General features: G+C 32.9%; 20 protein-coding genes. 5 read left to right on the top strand and 15 right to left on the bottom strand.

Going from position 1 to position 17018, the window contains the following annotated elements; translation table 11 throughout:
• Nucleotides 1-147: 147 nt before the first annotated feature.
• Nucleotides 148-1107, top strand: a complete 960-nt coding sequence (locus tag AA81_RS01035) for a P1 family peptidase (protein WP_103897915.1) — start codon at nucleotides 148-150, stop codon at nucleotides 1105-1107.
• On the opposite strand, the gene AA81_RS01030 is transcribed toward AA81_RS01035, so the two are convergent.
• The 3 genes from AA81_RS01030 to AA81_RS01020 are packed head-to-tail and all read right to left on the bottom strand — an operon-like array spanning nucleotide 1094 to nucleotide 2888.
• Nucleotides 1094-1609, bottom strand: coding sequence for a chromate transporter (locus AA81_RS01030; RefSeq protein ID WP_103076471.1), 516 nt, complete (start codon nucleotides 1607-1609; stop codon nucleotides 1094-1096). The genes AA81_RS01035 and AA81_RS01030 overlap by 14 nt on opposite strands.
• Entirely contained in the window at nucleotides 1606-2169 is a 564-nt protein-coding gene (locus AA81_RS01025) for a chromate transporter (RefSeq protein ID WP_103897914.1), read from the bottom strand. The genes AA81_RS01030 and AA81_RS01025 overlap by 4 nt, the downstream gene beginning before the upstream one ends.
• A 14-nt stretch (nucleotides 2170-2183) precedes the next feature.
• A complete protein-coding gene (locus AA81_RS01020; protein ID WP_103897913.1) occupies nucleotides 2184-2888 on the bottom strand; it encodes a GntR family transcriptional regulator in 705 nt (234 codons plus the stop codon).
• Between the two features lie 293 nt (nucleotides 2889-3181).
• Here AA81_RS01020 and AA81_RS01015 point away from each other — a divergent pair, with 293 nt between their 5' ends.
• Nucleotides 3182-3985, top strand: a complete 804-nt coding sequence (locus AA81_RS01015; RefSeq protein WP_103897912.1) for an SPASM domain-containing protein — start codon at nucleotides 3182-3184, stop codon at nucleotides 3983-3985.
• Here the strand turns inward: AA81_RS01015 and AA81_RS01010 are convergent.
• The 10 genes from AA81_RS01010 to AA81_RS00965 form a co-directional block, all read right to left on the bottom strand.
• Entirely contained in the window at nucleotides 3966-4577 is a 612-nt protein-coding gene (locus AA81_RS01010; protein WP_103078918.1) for a V-type ATP synthase subunit D, read from the bottom strand. The genes AA81_RS01015 and AA81_RS01010 overlap by 20 nt on opposite strands.
• Nucleotides 4578-4611: 34 nt before the next feature.
• Nucleotides 4612-5982: a V-type ATP synthase subunit B gene (locus AA81_RS01005; protein ID WP_103078917.1), complete on the bottom strand. Its 1371-nt coding sequence runs from the start codon at nucleotides 5980-5982 to the stop codon at nucleotides 4612-4614.
• Nucleotides 5983-5993: 11 nt separating this feature from the next.
• Nucleotides 5994-7742: a V-type ATP synthase subunit A gene (locus tag AA81_RS01000; protein ID WP_103078916.1), complete on the bottom strand. Its 1749-nt coding sequence runs from the start codon at nucleotides 7740-7742 to the stop codon at nucleotides 5994-5996.
• On the bottom strand, nucleotides 7742-8317 hold the full coding sequence (locus AA81_RS00995) for a V-type ATP synthase subunit E family protein (RefSeq protein WP_103078915.1): 576 nt from the start codon (nucleotides 8315-8317) through the stop codon (nucleotides 7742-7744). Before AA81_RS00995 ends, AA81_RS01000 begins: the two co-directional genes overlap by 1 nt.
• Nucleotides 8310-8624, bottom strand: a complete 315-nt coding sequence (locus AA81_RS00990) for a V-type ATP synthase subunit F (protein WP_103076464.1) — start codon at nucleotides 8622-8624, stop codon at nucleotides 8310-8312. The genes AA81_RS00995 and AA81_RS00990 overlap by 8 nt, the downstream gene beginning before the upstream one ends.
• A gap of 3 nt (nucleotides 8625-8627) precedes the next feature.
• Nucleotides 8628-9074, bottom strand: a complete 447-nt coding sequence (locus AA81_RS00985) for an ATP synthase subunit C (protein WP_103078914.1) — start codon at nucleotides 9072-9074, stop codon at nucleotides 8628-8630.
• Between the two features lie 21 nt (nucleotides 9075-9095).
• Complete coding sequence (locus tag AA81_RS00980; RefSeq protein WP_103078913.1) at nucleotides 9096-10952, bottom strand: V-type ATP synthase subunit I; 1857 nt, start codon at nucleotides 10950-10952, stop codon at nucleotides 9096-9098.
• 4 nt (nucleotides 10953-10956) lie between these two features.
• A complete protein-coding gene (locus AA81_RS00975) occupies nucleotides 10957-11994 on the bottom strand; it encodes a V-type ATPase subunit (protein ID WP_245857194.1) in 1038 nt (345 codons plus the stop codon).
• A gap of 18 nt (nucleotides 11995-12012) precedes the next feature.
• Nucleotides 12013-12330, bottom strand: coding sequence for a hypothetical protein (locus AA81_RS00970; protein ID WP_103076460.1), 318 nt, complete (start codon nucleotides 12328-12330; stop codon nucleotides 12013-12015).
• Nucleotides 12331-12459: 129 nt separating this feature from the next.
• The gene (locus AA81_RS00965) at nucleotides 12460-12888 is read right to left on the bottom strand and encodes a ribonuclease H-like YkuK family protein (RefSeq protein ID WP_103078911.1); all 429 of its coding nucleotides are present in this window, start codon (nucleotides 12886-12888) and stop codon (nucleotides 12460-12462) included.
• Nucleotides 12889-13068: 180 nt separating this feature from the next.
• Here AA81_RS00965 and AA81_RS00960 point away from each other — a divergent pair, with 180 nt between their 5' ends.
• The 3 genes from AA81_RS00960 to AA81_RS00950 are packed head-to-tail and all read left to right on the top strand — an operon-like array spanning nucleotide 13069 to nucleotide 15241.
• Nucleotides 13069-13920, top strand: coding sequence for a DMT family transporter (locus AA81_RS00960; RefSeq protein WP_169926321.1), 852 nt, complete (start codon nucleotides 13069-13071; stop codon nucleotides 13918-13920).
• 18 nt (nucleotides 13921-13938) lie between these two features.
• Entirely contained in the window at nucleotides 13939-14970 is a 1032-nt protein-coding gene (gene ltaE / locus AA81_RS00955; protein WP_103078909.1) for a low-specificity L-threonine aldolase, read from the top strand.
• 7 nt (nucleotides 14971-14977) lie between these two features.
• Nucleotides 14978-15241, top strand: coding sequence for an EscU/YscU/HrcU family type III secretion system export apparatus switch protein (locus tag AA81_RS00950; protein ID WP_103078908.1), 264 nt, complete (start codon nucleotides 14978-14980; stop codon nucleotides 15239-15241).
• Here the strand turns inward: AA81_RS00950 and ispE are convergent.
• Together ispE and lysS are read right to left on the bottom strand one after the other, a co-directional pair.
• Entirely contained in the window at nucleotides 15234-16007 is a 774-nt protein-coding gene (ispE, locus tag AA81_RS00945) for a 4-(cytidine 5'-diphospho)-2-C-methyl-D-erythritol kinase (RefSeq protein ID WP_103078907.1), read from the bottom strand. The two genes, AA81_RS00950 and ispE, sit on opposite strands and share 8 nt — an antisense overlap.
• A 12-nt stretch (nucleotides 16008-16019) precedes the next feature.
• A partial coding sequence (lysS, locus tag AA81_RS00940; RefSeq protein WP_103897911.1) for a lysine--tRNA ligase occupies nucleotides 16020-17018 on the bottom strand: 999 nt, incomplete at its 5' end.

The following is a 17018-nucleotide window of genomic DNA, read 5'->3' as shown; positions in this document are numbered from 1 at the left end:
GAGATCCACAAGCCTATTGGCTTGATGATTACAAAGAATTAGTGGAAATATATAATTACAAAAGCTTTTAAAATATATAGATAAGGTTCCATTACTTGAGGGTTGAAAATTTTCAGATAGTTATTATAAAAAAGGAGCAGATTCAACATGTTAAATGGCATAACAGACGTACCAGGAATAAAAGTAGGACACTACACCGACAATAAATCCTTAACAGGTTGTACGGTTATTCTAGCCGAAAATGGGGCGGTAGGTGGAGTAGATGTCAAGGGCTCAGCCCCAGGAACAAGAGAAACAGACTTACTAAAACCAGGGAATCTTGTTCAAATGGTGCACGCTGTCTTATTAACCGGGGGAAGTGCTTTTGGTTTAGATGCAGCAAGTGGGGTTATGCAATTTTTAGAAGAAAATAGTATAGGTTTTCAAACAAGTACCGTGAAAGTCCCCATAGTACCTGCTGCAGTTATTTATGATTTGGATATAGGAGACCCAAACGTTAGACCCGATAAAAGATCTGGTTATATCGCAGCAAATTTAGCGACATCAGATTGTGTTGAAGAAGGATGTGTTGGTGTAGGAACCGGGGCAGTTGTTGGTAAGGCGGCAGGTGTTAACAATGCTATGAAAGGTGGGGTAGGAAGTTATTCCATTGAATTAGGTAACGGAATAGTTGTCGGAGCGATAACGGTTGTGAATGCTACAGGAGATGTTTACGAAGAAGGGGAAATAATAGCTGGGGCTATAGACCATAACAATAATTTTTTGAATATATCTGAATATATGAAAAAATCCAGTTTTAAGTCTAATCTGGGTGAAAATACAACCCTATCCGTCGTAGCTACAAATGCAAAATTGTCCAAAGAAGAAGCAAACAAAGTGACTCAAATGAGCCATGATGGTTTGGCAAGGGCGATAAGACCTGTTCATACCATGTACGATGGAGATACTATTTTTTGTTTATCTACTGGTGATATACCAAGCGACATTACATTAATTGGCGAAGTAGCAGCAGAAGTAGTAGAAAAATCCATTATAAGAGCCATCAAATCGGCAAAAAAAGTTGGTAATATTCTCAGTTACCAAGACTTGAATCCTAGTAAAAGATAATTCCCACTACTCCTGTCATAATTATTATAAAAATTGGATTTAATTTAGTGAAAAACAGGAGCATCAAAACCCCAATAAATATAAGAAAACTCGCCAAATTTACGATATTAGCGACACCAATTGTATATGCAGAACCAAGTATCAACCCTATAACAGCAGGTTTTAGAAATTTAAGAATATTTTGTTGAGTATCACCATTTCCGTTCTTAAAATATTTACCTATCAATAATCCTATAATTAACGAAGGTAATATTACAGCAGTTGTTGCGACCAACGAACCAAGTATCCCAAAAACCCTATATCCAACAAAAGTAGCACTATTTACAGCTATTGGTCCGGGAGTAACCTCTGCTATAGCTATTAAATCCAGAAATTCTTGAAGGGACATCCAACCTCTTCTTTCTAGATGTGTTTGAATTAGTGGTATCATTGCGTAACCACCACCAAATCCAAATAAGCCAATTTCAAAAAAAGAAAAAAACAAGCCAAATAAAGTTTTCATGACTTTTTTCTTCCTTGAGGCATAGAGTAAAGACTGCCTATAATGAAAGCGATAACAATTATATAAATAGGATTAATTTTAAATGCTCCAATTGCAACAAAAGCTCCCGCGGTTAGTAAGACCAAAGGGATAGACCATTTAACAGATTTTGATAAACTTATCCCCGCGTATACGATAAGTGCGGCTATAGCAGGCCTTATACCTTCAAAGGCGCTTTGTAAAACGCTAAGTCCTGCTGTTTTCGTAAGAGTAAAAGCTATTACCAAAATTATTATAAAAGAAGGTAAGGAAACCCCTATTGTTGATATAACCGATCCTAAAACTCCCCTTATATTGTATCCTACTAAAATAGAAAGATTAATAGCCACAGCTCCTGGTATAGTTTGAGTTAAAGAGACCGTGTCTGTGAACTTATCCTTTTCCACCCACTTTTTATTTTCTACGACTTCTTTTTCCATTAAAGGAATCATAGCGTACCCCCCGCCAAAAGTGAAGAGCCCTATTTTAAAAAATGTGATGAACATTTTTAACAATATTTTTGATTTGCCTTTTTCACTCATCTGTAGTATTCTCCCTACAATTTCAATTCAGTAAAGAATCTAAAATGATCAGCTCTTATCAGACTTTCTCTGAATTCTACCAATCTATTTTCGGAATCATATGTATATCTTGTAGTTTGAAAAAGGGGAATATTTTCTTCAATTTCTAGCAGTTCTTGGGCCTCTAGTGAAGGAAGTACAGGTTCAAGATATTCTTTTGCATTGACACATCTTATTCCTTCTCTGGCGAGTAAATCATACAAGGGTTTTGTTTTCAGATTTTCATTATCCACTTTTTTTAAAAATTCGAAAGGGATGTAAGAGCTTTCCAATATTAAAGGAATTTCACCAACTAATCTTAACCTTGTAATTTCCCACAATTCGATGTTTTTAAATTCAGCAACATCTTCCAAACCAGAGACCTTTTTTACCGATATTAGTTTAGTATTAGAATTTTCAAGCTTGCTGGCTATACTTTTTCCAAAACTGTAAAACTTTAAAAGGCTTTGCTCCCATAAAAGAGTTTGAACTTTATACCCTCTTCCTTGGTAACTTTTAATTGTCCCTTGTTGTTTCAATAAATTTAAAACTTTTCTTATCGTAGTTCTTGTTACATGGAATTCCTCTGCCAGTTCATTTTCCGATGGAAGAAATGAGTTCATTGGATATTCCCCTTCATATATTCTTGAAATTATTTGATCAGCAATCTTTTGATAAATTGGTGTCTTATAATTGGCCATTTACGATACCTTCCTTCAATAAAGATATACAAATATGTCTACTCAAACTTGTATACACAAATTATATCAAATAAAATTAACCCTGTCAAGAATTCTCAGAGTAATCTGAAAATATGAAAGATTTTTTATACAAATTGATCAGTAGTGAAATAATATTAGCAGTACTTCCAATTTTTGAGTTTTTAGAGATAGTATAATAATTAAAATCGTGAGCCCCGTATTTACTTTTTTGTAGAGCTCTATTTATAGATAAATTTGGTATAAAAATAGGTTTAGTTGATCACGGAGGAACAATGGCTGACATGCGAATAAAAGGTAAGAATAGAGATTTTCAAAATAAACTAACGTATATGAGTTTACCTGCTTTGTTGAAAAACATTGGATTTTATACGGTTATGGTAAGTCCATTTAGAGAAAGGCATTCTGCTTGGTGGTTTTATGCTGGATTCAATGAGGTTTATAACCCGGGAAAAAGTGGCCTTGAAAGAGCGGATGAGGTGGTTCCTCAAAGAGTTTACAATTTTTATAAAAGGAAAAACTTTGGTTTTGTTCAATTCATATCTGTTATAGAGCCGTATGGCGAAGAAAATGTCTCCCATCCCTATTCTCTAAAACCAAAGGAATATGCCTATTTTTTGAAAGTACTTTTTGATAACTGGGAAAGAGATTCAATAAAAGGAAAATATATAAGCATTCGATTATTTGATAACCTTGTAAGAATGATTGGAGGTTATCCTCCTCAAGCATGCGAAATGAATGGGATGTGTAGTATACAGAATATTATCGAAGCAGATGGAAGCATTTATCCATGTGATTTTTACGTATTTGAAAAGTATAAACTTGGAAATATAAATGAGATAAAAACCATGGAAGAAATATTAAAAAATGAGATAGCCAAAGAATTCATTGCGTCTTCCCTCGAACTTCCCGATGAATGCAGAAACTGTGAATGGTATTCTTTATGTAGGAATGGTTGTAAAAGATATAGGTATGATGGTAAAAAGTATTACTTTTGTAATGCCTACAAAGAGTTTTTTGAATATTCGTATGAGAGATTGAAAAAGATTTCAGAAAGTGTCACTTCTTCAACTTTTTGAGTTTGAAGAATTCTTCTCTTTCAGTTTCTTCCAATGTATCTTGAATAAATTTAATAGATTCTTTCATCTTAGGTATGACAATATTTTCTAGAGCGGAAACTCTTTTTTTTGTTTTTTGAACTTCATAAGCAAGCTTGTAAACTTTATTTTCAATCATAGATGCTTCTGTTATTAATTCTAAAGCTGTTTCAAAAGAAATATAAGCTTCATCTAAAGCGGCATCCGTTCGATATATTTCGTAAGGAATTTCCAACTTGGGTTTTTCTTGTCTGAATAATTCTGGAACCTCAACTCCCATAACGCTTTTGAACCTTATTTTTAATTCATCATATTCTGGGATTCCATTGGCATATTCTTCTATATTTTCAATGCCGAGATCTAAATTTGCTAACTGTAAAGATTCATAAGCCCTAGCTAGTGTAGTTAATATTTTTTCTTGTATTTCTTTAGCTTGTTCTATCAAATCAACTAGTTCTTTCATTATAATATTTCTCTTTTTTTCTAATAGATCGTGGCCCTCTTGTGAAAGTTGGTATTGCTGTTTTAAAGCAATCAAATTACCTTTTGTAGGGATGGTTTGATCGAAAATCATAGTTTTCACCCTCTCTAATGCGTTGATTTAAAAACTATTTCTTGGAATAATGTTCTTCAAATTCTTTTTCTTTAATCCGGGTTAATTCTGTTTTTGGCAATAGGGAAAGTATCTCCCAAGCAAGATCAAGTGATTGTTCCAAACTTCTGTTCTCTTGAAAACCTTGATTAAGAAATTTCTGTTCGAATTCTTCACCAAATTTTAAATATAGTTTATCGATTTCCGACAGGTCATCTTCACCAATTATGGCCGCTAATGACCTTATTTCAAAAACTCGAGAATAAGAAGCAAAAAGTTGGGAAGATAGATTTGGATGGTCATCTCGAGTATACCCTTCTCCTATACCATCTTTCATCAGTCGTGATAAGGAGGAAAGGCTGTTTATAGGGGGATATATATTTTTTCTAAATAGATCACGAGATAATACTATTTGGCCCTCGGTGATGTATCCTGTTAAGTCAGGGATGGGGTGGGTAATGTCATCATTGGGCATTGTTAAAATAGGTATTTGAGTTACCGAACCTTTTTTCCCTTTGATTATTCCCGCTCTTTCATACAAAGAGGCAAGATCGGAATAAAGATATCCTGGGAATCCTTTTCTTCCTGGTACTTCTCCTCTGTAATTAGATAGTTCTCTCAAGGATTCACAATAGTTTGTCATATCGTTTAAAATAACTAAAACGTGTTTATCTTCTTCAAAAGCTAAATATTCTGCTACAGTCAATGCCATTCTAGGGGTTGCTATCCTTTCCACCACTGGATCGCTCGCCAAATTCAAGAATAACACCATATTCTGAATTGCTCCACTGTCTTCGAAATTTTTGATTATGAAGTTGGCATCATCTTTTTTTAACCCTATAGCAGCAAAAACTATAGAAAATTCTTCTTTAGAAGTTAACTTCGCTTGCTTGGCAATTTGTACTGCTAAATTATTGTGTGGCAAACCATTTCCAGAAAAAATCGGCAATTTTTGTCCTCTTATTAAAGTCAACATTGTATCAATTACAGAAATGCCCGTTTGAATGAAATTTTTGGGGTATTCTCTAGCAGCAGGATTTATAGCTGATCCGTTTATATCCGCACTTTTTTGAGAAATAATCTCCCCCATTCCATCAATAGGTTCTCCCAAGCCATTGAAAGTTCTTCCCAAAATATCCCTAGATAAATTGATTTCTTGGGGTCTGCCCAAGAATTTTATCTTTGAATTTGTAAGAGAAAGTCCTTGTGTTCCTTCAAAAACTTGAACAACAGCTTTATTTTCAGAAACAAGAATAACGGAACCCACTCTTCTTTTTCCGTTTTCCTCTATTTCCACTATTTCATTGTATCCGATATCTTCTATATTTTCAACTATTATAAGAGGTCCTCTAATTTCTGAAATTTGGTCGTATTCCCTTATTGCCATTTTTTCACCTCTTAACTGTTATACTTTTTTTCCAATTCTTCAAAATGTTTACTTAAAAGATCTTCAATTTTTTTGAATTCGTTTAAATTTGTGATATCTTCCTTCATTATTAGCAACTTTCTTGTTATTTCTGAGGGTAGAACTTGAGTAATTGGAACTGACCTGTTTATAAAAGTTTTAGCCTTGTAATAAGTATCAATTATAATCTTTAGCATCATATGTTGTTTTTCTAATTGACAGTACGAATCGACTTCACTGAAAGCGTTTTGTTGTAATATTCCAATTTTTATTATTCTAGCTATTGAAACTACCAATTTTTGAATATCAGGTAAAACATCTTCCCCAACAATTTTTATAGTTTGTTGAAGAGCATCGTCTTGGTTGAGTAATTCCATAGCTTCATTTCTATACTGACTCCAGTCTTTTGTAACGTTTTTGGTGAACCATTCTTTTAAATCACCTGCGTATCCGCTATAACTGGTAATCCAATTTATAGATGGATAATGTCTAGAATAAGCCAAGTTTTTGTCAAGTCCCCAGAAACATTTAACAAATCTGGTAGTACTTTGAGTAACAGGTTCAGAAAAATCTCCACCGGGAGGTGATACGGCTCCAATTATTGTGACAGAACCATTCGTATCGTTGAGATTTTCCGATAATCCGGCTCTTTCATAAAACTGGCCAATTCTGGAAGCAAGGTATGCGGGATAACCTTCTTCTGCAGGCATTTCTTCCAGTCTTCCTGATAATTCCCTCAGTGCTTCAGCCCATCGTGAAGTAGAATCAGCCATTACTGCGACGTTGTAGCCCATATCTCTATAGTATTCTGCGATAGTTACCCCGGTATAAATAGACGCTTCTCTAGCAGAAACAGGCATGTTGGAAGTATTTGCAATTAGGACAGTTCTCTCCATCAGTGGGACCCCCGTTTTAGGGTCCTGTAAATTAGGGAATTCTTCCAACACCTCTGTCATTTCATTTCCTCTTTCTCCACAACCGATGTAAACAATAATATCAGCCTCTGCCCATTTAGCTAATTGATGTTGAGTTATAGTCTTCCCGGTACCAAAACCTCCTGGGATAGCGGCAGTTCCTCCTTTACTGATGGGAAAGAAAATATCGATAACCCTTTGACCAGTTATCAACGGTATATTGGGTTCTAATTTATTTTTTACAACTCGAGGTACTTTAATAGGCCAAAATTGATACATTTTTATTTCTTTTATACCGTCTTCAGTTTGAATTTTTGCCAAAACCTCATCTACTTTATAGGAACCATTTTGTTTGATTTCAACTATCTTTCCTTGTATATCTGCTGGAACCATAATTTTATGTACTATATGCTTAGTTTCTTGTACTTGAGATATTACATCTCCACCCTTAACAATATCTCCTTTTTTCTTTAAAAACACAACCTCCCAGCTTTTTGAGAGATCTAGCCCAAACTCCTCTACTCCTCTGCCAATGAAGGATCCACTTTTCTCTATTAATTTGTTCAAGGGTCTTTGAATACCGTCGTAAATACTTCCCAGAAGGCCCGGACCTAAGGCTACAGAAAGCATCTGTCCTGTCCCTTCAATAGGTTCCTTAGGTTTTAACATGGAAGTTTCCTCGTAAACTTGAACAGTTGCTTCATCTTCATCAATGGAAATTACCTCTCCTATTAAGTGCAGATTACCTACCTTAACCATTTCATTCATCGAAAGTTTTTCCACGCCTTTAACTTTAACGACAGGTCCATTTATTTCTTTAATGTACATTATATATCACCTACTTCTTCCAATATCAGAGAGAAGATTTTTGTTTTATTTTGTTCTACATATGAATCTATGCTGTTGTTAATGATTGTATTATTACTTTTTAGGAGGATTCCACCTTCAATTTCTTTACTTGTTTTAACTTTATGATCTAAAACTATAGATTTCACAGTTTCATAATCATTTTTGTTACAGAGCACCTCGTAGTCGTTATGTATCAGCTTAGTTGCGTCAATATACAATTTTTGGTAAAAATATTTTTTGTTGTCAGGATCCAAAGTCACAAGATCTTTTTTTATTAATTGTAAAAGACTTTCCAATAGTTGGTTTTTCAACTTAAGTCTTTCTTGTTTTATCTTCAGCTTAGCTTTTGATTGGCTAACTTTTTCAGTAAGGTCTGCCTCTTCTTTAGCTTCCTTTAATTTTTTATCTCTGTAATTATTGATATCTTCTTCAATTCTCTTTTGAACCTCTTCCAGTTTCTTATTATAAGAAATTTTTAATTCATCACATTTTTGTTCAAATTTCTTGTCTAATAATTCAAGCATTGATTCCAATTTATCTTCGATTTCATTCATTTATTTTCACTCCAATTGCCCCTTCAACGTACTTTGTAATGAAATCTTTGTCGCCTCGCCATCCGTGCCTATCCGGTATGACAAAAATTAAAGGTAACTGTCCGGCTAGTTTATGTTTTTTAACTTCTTCCGGTATCTTTTGTGAAGCTAACTCAGTTATCAAAACAACGCCAATTTCTTTATTGCTCAACGCCTTATTGAAGGCTTCTAATATCTCATCTCTTTCATGAACAACGGTCCCAACAATTCCACTAAGTCTTAAACCAATGGCAGTGTCGATGTTATCACTTATTAGAAAGAATTTCATTTGTTAGATTCTCCCCAGTATCATTATCGAAACGATCAACCCATATATCACTATTCCTTCGGCTAAACCCACGTATATTAACGTTCTTCCTAATAACTCGGGTTTTTCACTTATAGCTCCTACCGCTGCCGAACCTACTATCGCAACACCGATACCTGCACCAATAGCGGATAAACCTGTAGATAATGCTGCGCCCAATAATCCTAACCCTTTATTGTTCGTTGTGTCAGATGTTACGCTCGTTCCAGTTGTAGAAGTTGTTGTTTGAGCTGAAACATGGGTGGGAAAAAGAGTAATTATAGCTAAAAGAAGTACAACTCCAAATACAGCAATGTTTCCCCTAAAAAACTTTTTTGCAAAAGATCTTGCCTTTTCGGGTTTTTTTGAAAAATAAAAACCAAACATAATTGTCAAAACAACTAAAGCTGTTAATGAAACAACGTATGCCATAACTAACACCTCCGGAAATTTTTAAAATTTGTATTTAACTGGATTAAATTCTTTCCCATTACCTTTGAAAAACCTGGTGAAAAATTCGTAATAATCTAACCTTAAGGTTTGAATGAATACAACCAGGCCTTCCAATCCGATTATTAGAATATTGCCCAAGAGTAATATAACAAATGAAACAACTGAGTTACTTGCCATTTGAGACATCATGTAAAATGCGAGAAATAACCCGGCATGGTTTAAAGCAAAAGCTCCTAACCTTATAAAAGAAAGAGTGTTGCTTAGGTATCCAAGTAGAGATTCAAAAAGCTCAAAAAAACTTTGAACAGCTTTTTCACTTAATTTTCCTTTTTCAAAGATTATACCATTAAGATATATGGCAACTATCAATGCGACAATAAAGCCTATACTTATTTTTGGGAATGCACCATTTCTCATATAATAAAAAATTCCTCCAAGTACTATCCAATAAAATGCAATCCCTGATAAGCCATTTGGATCGAACAAAAGTTCCAGTGTTTGCTTATTTTTAATCTTGTTGAATATGTTCAAAATCATAGCTAAAGTTATCACGGCTATCCCGAAGTAAATTGAAGTGAGTAGAAAATAGTTTATATTATCCATAGGTCTTTTCCACAAGGGTTTAATGATATTTTCAAATCCAAAAAAACTTCCATATAACGTTCCAAAAATCATCGAAGAGATTCCAGAAGCACCTAAGACGTAAAATAAGTCACTTTTATTCTTTTTGTAAATTAGAAATCCCAATAAAGTAAGAACAAGGCCATGTCCAATGTCACCAAACATCATCCCAAAAAAGAATAAGAATAATATTGAGATTATAGGTGTTGGGTCTATTTCATCGCTCGATGGTGTGCTGAACATCTTAACAATGAACTCAAAATGTTTAAAAAAACTTCTATTCTTAAGTAAAGTAGGTTGTTTTTCTTTAATACTACATTCAATAAGTAAAGAATAATCATTTGAATTACAATAATGAAAAAGTTTTGAATATGTTGCCTGATCGGTCCAACCAGAGATTATGAAAAAGTCCTCAGTGAAACTAATATTCTGAACTAAATCATAGATATTTTTCATGACGAAAACATAATCAGAATATTCGTATATATATCTACGCTTTTCGTAGAACAACTTTTTTATAGACATCTCGATAATTTCAATTTCGTATTTAACAGCCTTCAATTGGTCTTGAATTGTTTTCAATATATCTGAAGGCGTTCCTGAATAATTCTTAGGGATTTCGTATTCTAGAAAATTAGCAATTGAAAGTGTTTTTTCTATATCTTCGTTGGAGTCATATACGATAAAAAGCCATACGAAATCTTTATCTTCGTTGAGTTTTAATACTAAAATATCCTCATTTTTTATACTGTTAAAAAGCCTTTCATAGTACATACTGCTGATTTTGCCTACTTTGTATTTAAGGTTTTGTATTTTTTGTATATTTTTAACATCAAGTTGAATCTTTTGTAGTTTATCAAAAAGATTCAGATTATTTTCCAGATACTTTTTTTCTTCTTTCAACTTTGAAATTCTTTCTGATAAAATGTGTAACTCGTCCATAAGATTTTTTGAAAACTCGATTATTTCTTCTTTTTTAATTTTTGTAGGGAAAGAGACTTCCCATGTTTTGGGTTCGGGGTTCTTTTCCACAAATTCAAAGATATTTCTAAAATTTTCGTATATTTCCTGAAAAGGGTTGACGTTATCTTTTTTTACTCTTTCTAATAGGTTTTTATCCACTATCTTTTCAAGTGGTATAACTTCCACACTTTGAGAATCAATAATTCTTTTTGAAATTTTTTCTAATTCTGTTTTGGTGGAAATTATTGTGAACGGTTTTAGTCTTTCCTGCATGAACTCACTCCTCAATCAACAGCAAAAAAGCGTTGAATCTATCATTGGGAATTTTATACCTTTTGGCTTCTATAAGAGTAATTAAATCTTTATATTCATATTCTCTAAGAAATAAATATCCGCTCATAACTGTCAAACCATTTTGGGTTTCAGATATTAATTGTTTTGCTTCTTTCAACAATATTCTATTACATAGCCTTTCTATTATGTAGGAAAATATATTTTGGTTAATATTCTTAAAATATTCTCCATAGAAAGTTGAAGAAACTTTCTTGATGAAATCATTGAGATCTTCCGAAGTTGAAAGATTTTCTATTTCACTTTTTGATAATTTAAAAGTTATTGGGAGCAATAAGTTTAAAACTTCACTTGTAGAAAGTTTGAAGAGAATCCTTGCTCTATAGATCCATTGAATATTTATTAAATCCACTTGTTTGAAGAATAAATCCCTCAAGTTTGAAGAAAATTCTGGAGTTTTTTTGAATTCTGATTCCAAACTGGAAAAATACCAAAAGTCAATGGCGTTTAACAAATATTGTAATTTTTTTGTTTTTCTGTAATTGTCGTAGGCAGAAGTAATTACACCAGAGTAAATGCTATTTTTAAATGTGTTTAAAGCGTCATCAAAGTTCTTTATCGCCATGAATGTCTCTTCACTAATGGTTTTGTGATTGACGGGGAAAAGTCTTTCCTTTGAAATATATTCTAAATGACCAGAATGTAGAGAACGGAAGATAAATTTTATATTTTCAATTTCATAACGCCTTTCTATTAACTTAAATAATTTTTGAACTTTGACTGGTAGATAAAAATACAAATGGTAAAAGTCTGATAATATAGATTTTCGTATCAATATTTCCACGTCTCTTCTGTGTAAATTTGCTATATCCGTTCCTACTAATACTTCATTGTAATGAGTGTTGTTTTTTAAGTAAGCGACTATTTCTGTTATCGAACTCGCTTCTATTAAATTGTGATAATCACTTTGATTAAGGATTTTGGAATACAGTGCTTTAACTTTAGATGTTAGTCCAGGGATCATCAATTTCAACAACCTCGATCAGTAAATTAAATTTTCTATCACTTTTTTGGCTATTTTTTCTTTATCTTTTTCCAACTTTTCAAACTTGTTTTTATAATTCTTTATATCTCTATCTGCTTCGTCCAATAGATCTCTTGATCTTTCTTCTGCTTTTTTGATGATGGCTTTGTATTGATTATCAACTTCCAGCATTTTATCCTCTTTTTCTTTTTCTAAAAGAGAAATTTGTTCTTCTTGTTCTTCAATCAATTTTTTTTGGAAATCTTTTAATTTTTTATCGTAGTTCTCTTCTGCTTCTATCAACTTTTTTATAACGTCGTTTGGATTTAAATTCATGATTCCACCTCTGAGAAAATATATAACTATTTCTAATAAATTCTACTTGTATATTGTACTCCTATTTATGTTAAGAAAATAAAAATAATTGTTGAGAATATAATTAAAACAAAAAATATACCAATATTTTTACTTGGTATATAGATGAGCAACATTAGTAGCTGCAAATGATTCTGGTTTTATTTTATAATTATATCCCAAACCTTTTACGTAGCCTGTAATAACACTAAAAACCTCTTTTGATCTACCGTTTAAACCTATATCAAGGTGTATTTCTGGCTTTATTAAATTTAAGTGATTTTCGATAAATTCTGCGGTGTTTAAACTAAATTCTGCTTCTTTTATCAATCTTGAGTACATATCGTATGACCTACGTTCGTGAGTGACATAATAAAAATATGTAGCCCCATTGCCTACTTTGTAAATTACTATAGCTGTCGCAAAAGTTACATGTCCATCTCTTGCATGGCTATCTGTACCTACCCACACTTTGTAACTTTTGTTTTCTAAAAATAATTTAATGAAATTAGTTAACTCTTTGAATTCTACAGTGCCTATAGTTGGATTCTTTAACTTGAAAACGTTACCCCCTTTTTAGATAAGTTTTCTTCAATTATACACCAAAACGCAACGATTTGTATTAAAAATTCTTAAGATTAATTAAGAATACTTCTTAAATTCGAATTAAAATTTTGGTATAATACACTAAAATATGTGAATAAGACGAGGGAGTATAGATTGATTAGAGCATTTTTATGGCTTTTGCTAGTTACTGTAATATGGGGTTCTACCTTTCCAATTCACAAGGTAATGTTAACTGATCTTCAAACTTTGCCCTATTTGTTTATAAGGTTTGGTATTGCGGCTGTTTTATCCTTCCTTATTTGGAAAAAGCATTCTTTCAAATATGGGGCAACCTTAGGAATAATTTTAGGATTGGCACATGCCCTGCAAACTTATGGGATCAATTTTACAGATGCTTCAAAAAGTGGATTTATTACCTCTTTATATATTCCATTTACCCCTATAATTTCTTATTTAATTGAAAAAGAAAAACCTAACTTCATTCAGTGGTTATGTTTTCCTTTGTCTTTGTTAGGTTCTTACATGCTTTTTGGAGGTATTTCAGGGTTTAATTTTGGGGATTTCTTAACGTTTTTGGGTGCCGTTTTGTTTGCAGTTCATATTGTTTTAATAACGAAATTTTCAAAAGTTGTTGAAGAAACATCGCTTTTAGCTTATCAGTTTTTATTTGCTGCTATAATCAATGTGTCAATTTCATTCAATTCTAGTTGGAAATTAGGTGCTCCAATTTGGTTAACCGCTATATACACTGCAATAGCAGCGACCATAGTTGTGAATTTTCTGCAAGCTAGATATCAAAAGGTAATTGGTTCTAATTCAACCGTTCTTATATTCATTGGAGAACCAATATTTGCTTCGTTATTTTCATTTATTTTTTTGGGAGAGAGATTTTCTGGATTGCAGATGATTGGGGCTTCAATTATGATTGGAGTAATAATTTTGACTACTTTTTCATACAGAGTTAATAAATATTTGAAAGAGAGATTAGATTTAAAAGAGCTTTAAGAAAGAGGAGGAGTTTTAGTGAGATACATAGATATCAGAAGTGATACCGTTACGCAACCTACTCAAGAGATGAGAGAAGCGATGTTTAAGGCAGAAGTTGGGGATGATGTTTACGATGAAGACCCAACGATGAAAAAATTAGAGAAATATGCTGCGGAAGTAGTTGGAAAGGAAGACGCACTTTTTGTTCCTAGTGGAACGTTTGGTAACCAACTTTCCATCTTTACTCATTGTGAAAGAGGAAATGAAGTTATCCTTGATGATAGTTGCCATATTGTTGTTCACGAAGTCGGGGCAGCTTCGGTAATTGCTGGCGTACAATTGAGAACTATAAATAGTGATAAGGAAGTTATGGCACCTCAGGATATTAAAAATAGAATAAGAAAGGGAGAAGACGACCTTCATTTTCCATCTACTGGATTGATATGTCTAGAAAATGCTCATTCCAATGGAAGGGTTGTGTCGCTTGAAAATATGAAAGAAATATCTGAGACAGCTCATGAGAAAGGAATTCCTGTTCATTTGGATGGAGCTAGAGTATTCAACGCTGCAACCTACTTGAACGTTGATCCCAAGGAGATAACTCAATATTGTGATTCAGTCATGTTTTGCCTTTCAAAGGGTCTATGTGCTCCCGTAGGTTCTTTACTGGCCGGGAGTAAAGATTTCATTCAAAAGGCCAAAAAGAAACGGAAACTGATGGGTGGGGGATTAAGGCAAGCTGGATTTTTAGCTGCAGCAGGATTAATTGCCCTTGAAAAGATGAGATTCAGACTAAAAGAAGATCATGAAAACGCTAGATATCTAGGAGAAAGGTTAAATGAAATCCCTGAAATTTCTGTGAACTTAGACGATATTCATATAAATATGGTTTTTTTCAGAATAAACAAAGATATAAATTTTAGGGAAATGGTATCGTTTTTTTTAGAAAAAGGTATCAAAATAAATCCACCAGAAAATGGAGAATTAAGATTTGTAACTAATTATTGGGTAAGTAAAAAAGACGTGGATTACATTGTTGAAACAATGAAAGAATATTTAAAGAAGTGATGAAAAAATGTCTAATTCAAAAAAAGCGGTAGCTTTACGGTATAAACGAGGAACAGATGAAGCACCTAAAGTCGTTGCTAAAGGTATCGATTCAATAGCCAGAAGAATCATAGAAATAGCTGAAGAAGAAAACATACCAATAGTTAAAAGCGAAAAAGCTGTTGAAGAGTTTTATGGTTTAGATTTGGATGAAGAAATCCCTGACGAATTGTATGAATTAGCTGCTGAAATAATAGCTTTTGTCTATAAGATGGATAAAGAGTTCAGTTAGTTGCAATTACTTTGTATAACGTACTACCTGAACCAGTCATCAAAGCAAATATAATCCCTTCATCCTTTTCTATGTCTTCCTTTTTTTGTTTCAATTTAGGATATTCTTTGAATACCACTTGTTCGAATACGTTAAACGCATTTTGTTTAGCTGTTATAATATCGTTATTTTTTAAGGCTTCATACAATTTGTATGGATCACCAAAATGGTCGATACTTTCCCAATTTTGGTCTAGTTTTTCATACATTTTTTTAGTATCAATTTTATAGTTCATAGGGTATATTTGAATATTTAATTTTAAAGGTTCCAAAAATTCTAAAATTTCTCCTTTACCCTTACCAATTGCTGTTCCGCCTTTTAGCAAAAATGGGACATCACTTCCAATTTTGAAACTTATTTCGAATAATTCTTTTTCTGATATTTTAAAATTCTTTGAGAGAAAGTTTAAAACAGCAGCAGAATCGGCACTTCCGCCCCCTAATCCTCCACCCATAGGTAAATTCTTAATAAGCTTAATTTTTAAGTTAAAATTGTAAAAACCCGTTTCTTTTTTAAAGGTCTCTATGGACTTTTTTATTATATTCTTATCCCACGAGATGTTTAAAGATGGTTCTGATTCAAATATTTCGCTTTTGGAAAACTCAATAAATATATCGTCGTGTTCATTAATCGATTGGAAAAGCGTTAAAATATTATGATAATTATCTTTTCGCCTACTAATTACATCTAAGTAAAGGTTAACTTTTCCAAAGGCTTTTAAATGCATTGAACTCCTCTTTTATTCGTTAGTCTCTTCTTCATTTAACATAGCTTCTTCATCTTCGAAAGATACGGGTTTTACAATTGGAAAAGGTATAATATCGCGAATAGTCGGGGTATCGGTAAGCAGCATACAAACTCTGTCGATACCTATTCCTAGCCCTCCAGTGGGAGGTAAACCATATTCTAACGCCCTTATGAAATCGAGATCCATCATTTGAGCTTCTTCATCACCCAACTCTTTGAGTTCCATTTGTTTTTTAAATCTTTCAAATTGATCTTGAGGATCGTTCAATTCAGAAAAGGCGTTAGCTATTTCGTTGCCCTTTATTATTAATTCAAACCTTTCGGTTAACCTTGGGTCATCTTTTTTTCTTTTTGCTAGTGGAGATAATTCTATAGGATAATCCATAACAAATGTAGGTTGAATGATCTTATCTTCGACTAAATCCCATACTTTATCGAGATAATGGTATCTGTCTTCTATTTCTACCTCTTCACCTTGGTTTTTCAAAAACTCTTTCAGTTCTTGATCACTAGCTTCTACTATATCTATTCCAAGATTTTCTTGTATGAATTCTCTCATCTTTATTCTTTTGAAAGGAGGTGTGAAATCTATTTCTTCTCCTTGATATGTAACTCTTGCTTTGTTGTGAACTTTTTTTGTAATGTTGTACAAAAGATCTTCGGTTAGTTCCATCATATTGTTGTAGTCAGCAAAAGCTTGATACAACTCAATAGTTGTGAATTCTGGATTATGTTTGTTTGAAACACCTTCGTTTCTGAATATTTTCCCTATTTCATAAACTTTTTCCATGCCCCCGACGACCAATCTTTTTAGATGTAGTTCTGTGGCTATCCGGAGGTACATATCTATATCATAAACGTTTAGATGGGTAATAAAAGGTCTTGCATTTGCTCCCCCCATTATACTTTGGAGAACAGGAGTTTCGACTTCTAAAAAACCTTTGTTGTTTAAGTATTCTCTAATGTATTTGATGATTAAAAAACGTGTTCT

It is taken from the genome of Petrotoga halophila DSM 16923 (assembly GCF_002924615.1).
This window is presented reverse-complemented; position numbering and strand designations above follow the sequence as displayed.

Coding starts and splice junctions, on each gene's coding strand:
- AA81_RS01035 (WP_103897915.1), top strand. CDS start 148: ATGTTAAATGGCATAACAGACGTACCAGGAATAAAAGTAGGACACTAC.
- AA81_RS01000 (WP_103078916.1), bottom strand. CDS start 7,742: ATGTACATTAAAGAAATAAATGGACCTGTCGTTAAAGTTAAAGGCGTG.
- AA81_RS01015 (WP_103897912.1), top strand. CDS start 3,182: ATGGCTGACATGCGAATAAAAGGTAAGAATAGAGATTTTCAAAATAAA.
- AA81_RS01005 (WP_103078917.1), bottom strand. CDS start 5,982: ATGGCAATAAGGGAATACGACCAAATTTCAGAAATTAGAGGACCTCTT.
- AA81_RS00950 (WP_103078908.1), top strand. CDS start 14,978: ATGTCTAATTCAAAAAAAGCGGTAGCTTTACGGTATAAACGAGGAACA.
- AA81_RS00980 (WP_103078913.1), bottom strand. CDS start 10,952: ATGCAGGAAAGACTAAAACCGTTCACAATAATTTCCACCAAAACAGAA.
- AA81_RS00975 (WP_245857194.1), bottom strand. CDS start 11,994: ATGATCCCTGGACTAACATCTAAAGTTAAAGCACTGTATTCCAAAATC.
- AA81_RS01010 (WP_103078918.1), bottom strand. CDS start 4,577: ATGATTTTCGATCAAACCATCCCTACAAAAGGTAATTTGATTGCTTTA.
- ispE (WP_103078907.1), bottom strand. CDS start 16,007: ATGCATTTAAAAGCCTTTGGAAAAGTTAACCTTTACTTAGATGTAATT.
- AA81_RS00995 (WP_103078915.1), bottom strand. CDS start 8,317: ATGAATGAAATCGAAGATAAATTGGAATCAATGCTTGAATTATTAGAC.
- AA81_RS00985 (WP_103078914.1), bottom strand. CDS start 9,074: ATGGCATACGTTGTTTCATTAACAGCTTTAGTTGTTTTGACAATTATG.
- AA81_RS01030 (WP_103076471.1), bottom strand. CDS start 1,609: ATGAAAACTTTATTTGGCTTGTTTTTTTCTTTTTTTGAAATTGGCTTA.
- AA81_RS00970 (WP_103076460.1), bottom strand. CDS start 12,330: ATGAATTTAAATCCAAACGACGTTATAAAAAAGTTGATAGAAGCAGAA.
- AA81_RS00990 (WP_103076464.1), bottom strand. CDS start 8,624: ATGAAATTCTTTCTAATAAGTGATAACATCGACACTGCCATTGGTTTA.
- AA81_RS01025 (WP_103897914.1), bottom strand. CDS start 2,169: ATGAGTGAAAAAGGCAAATCAAAAATATTGTTAAAAATGTTCATCACA.
- AA81_RS01020 (WP_103897913.1), bottom strand. CDS start 2,888: ATGGCCAATTATAAGACACCAATTTATCAAAAGATTGCTGATCAAATA.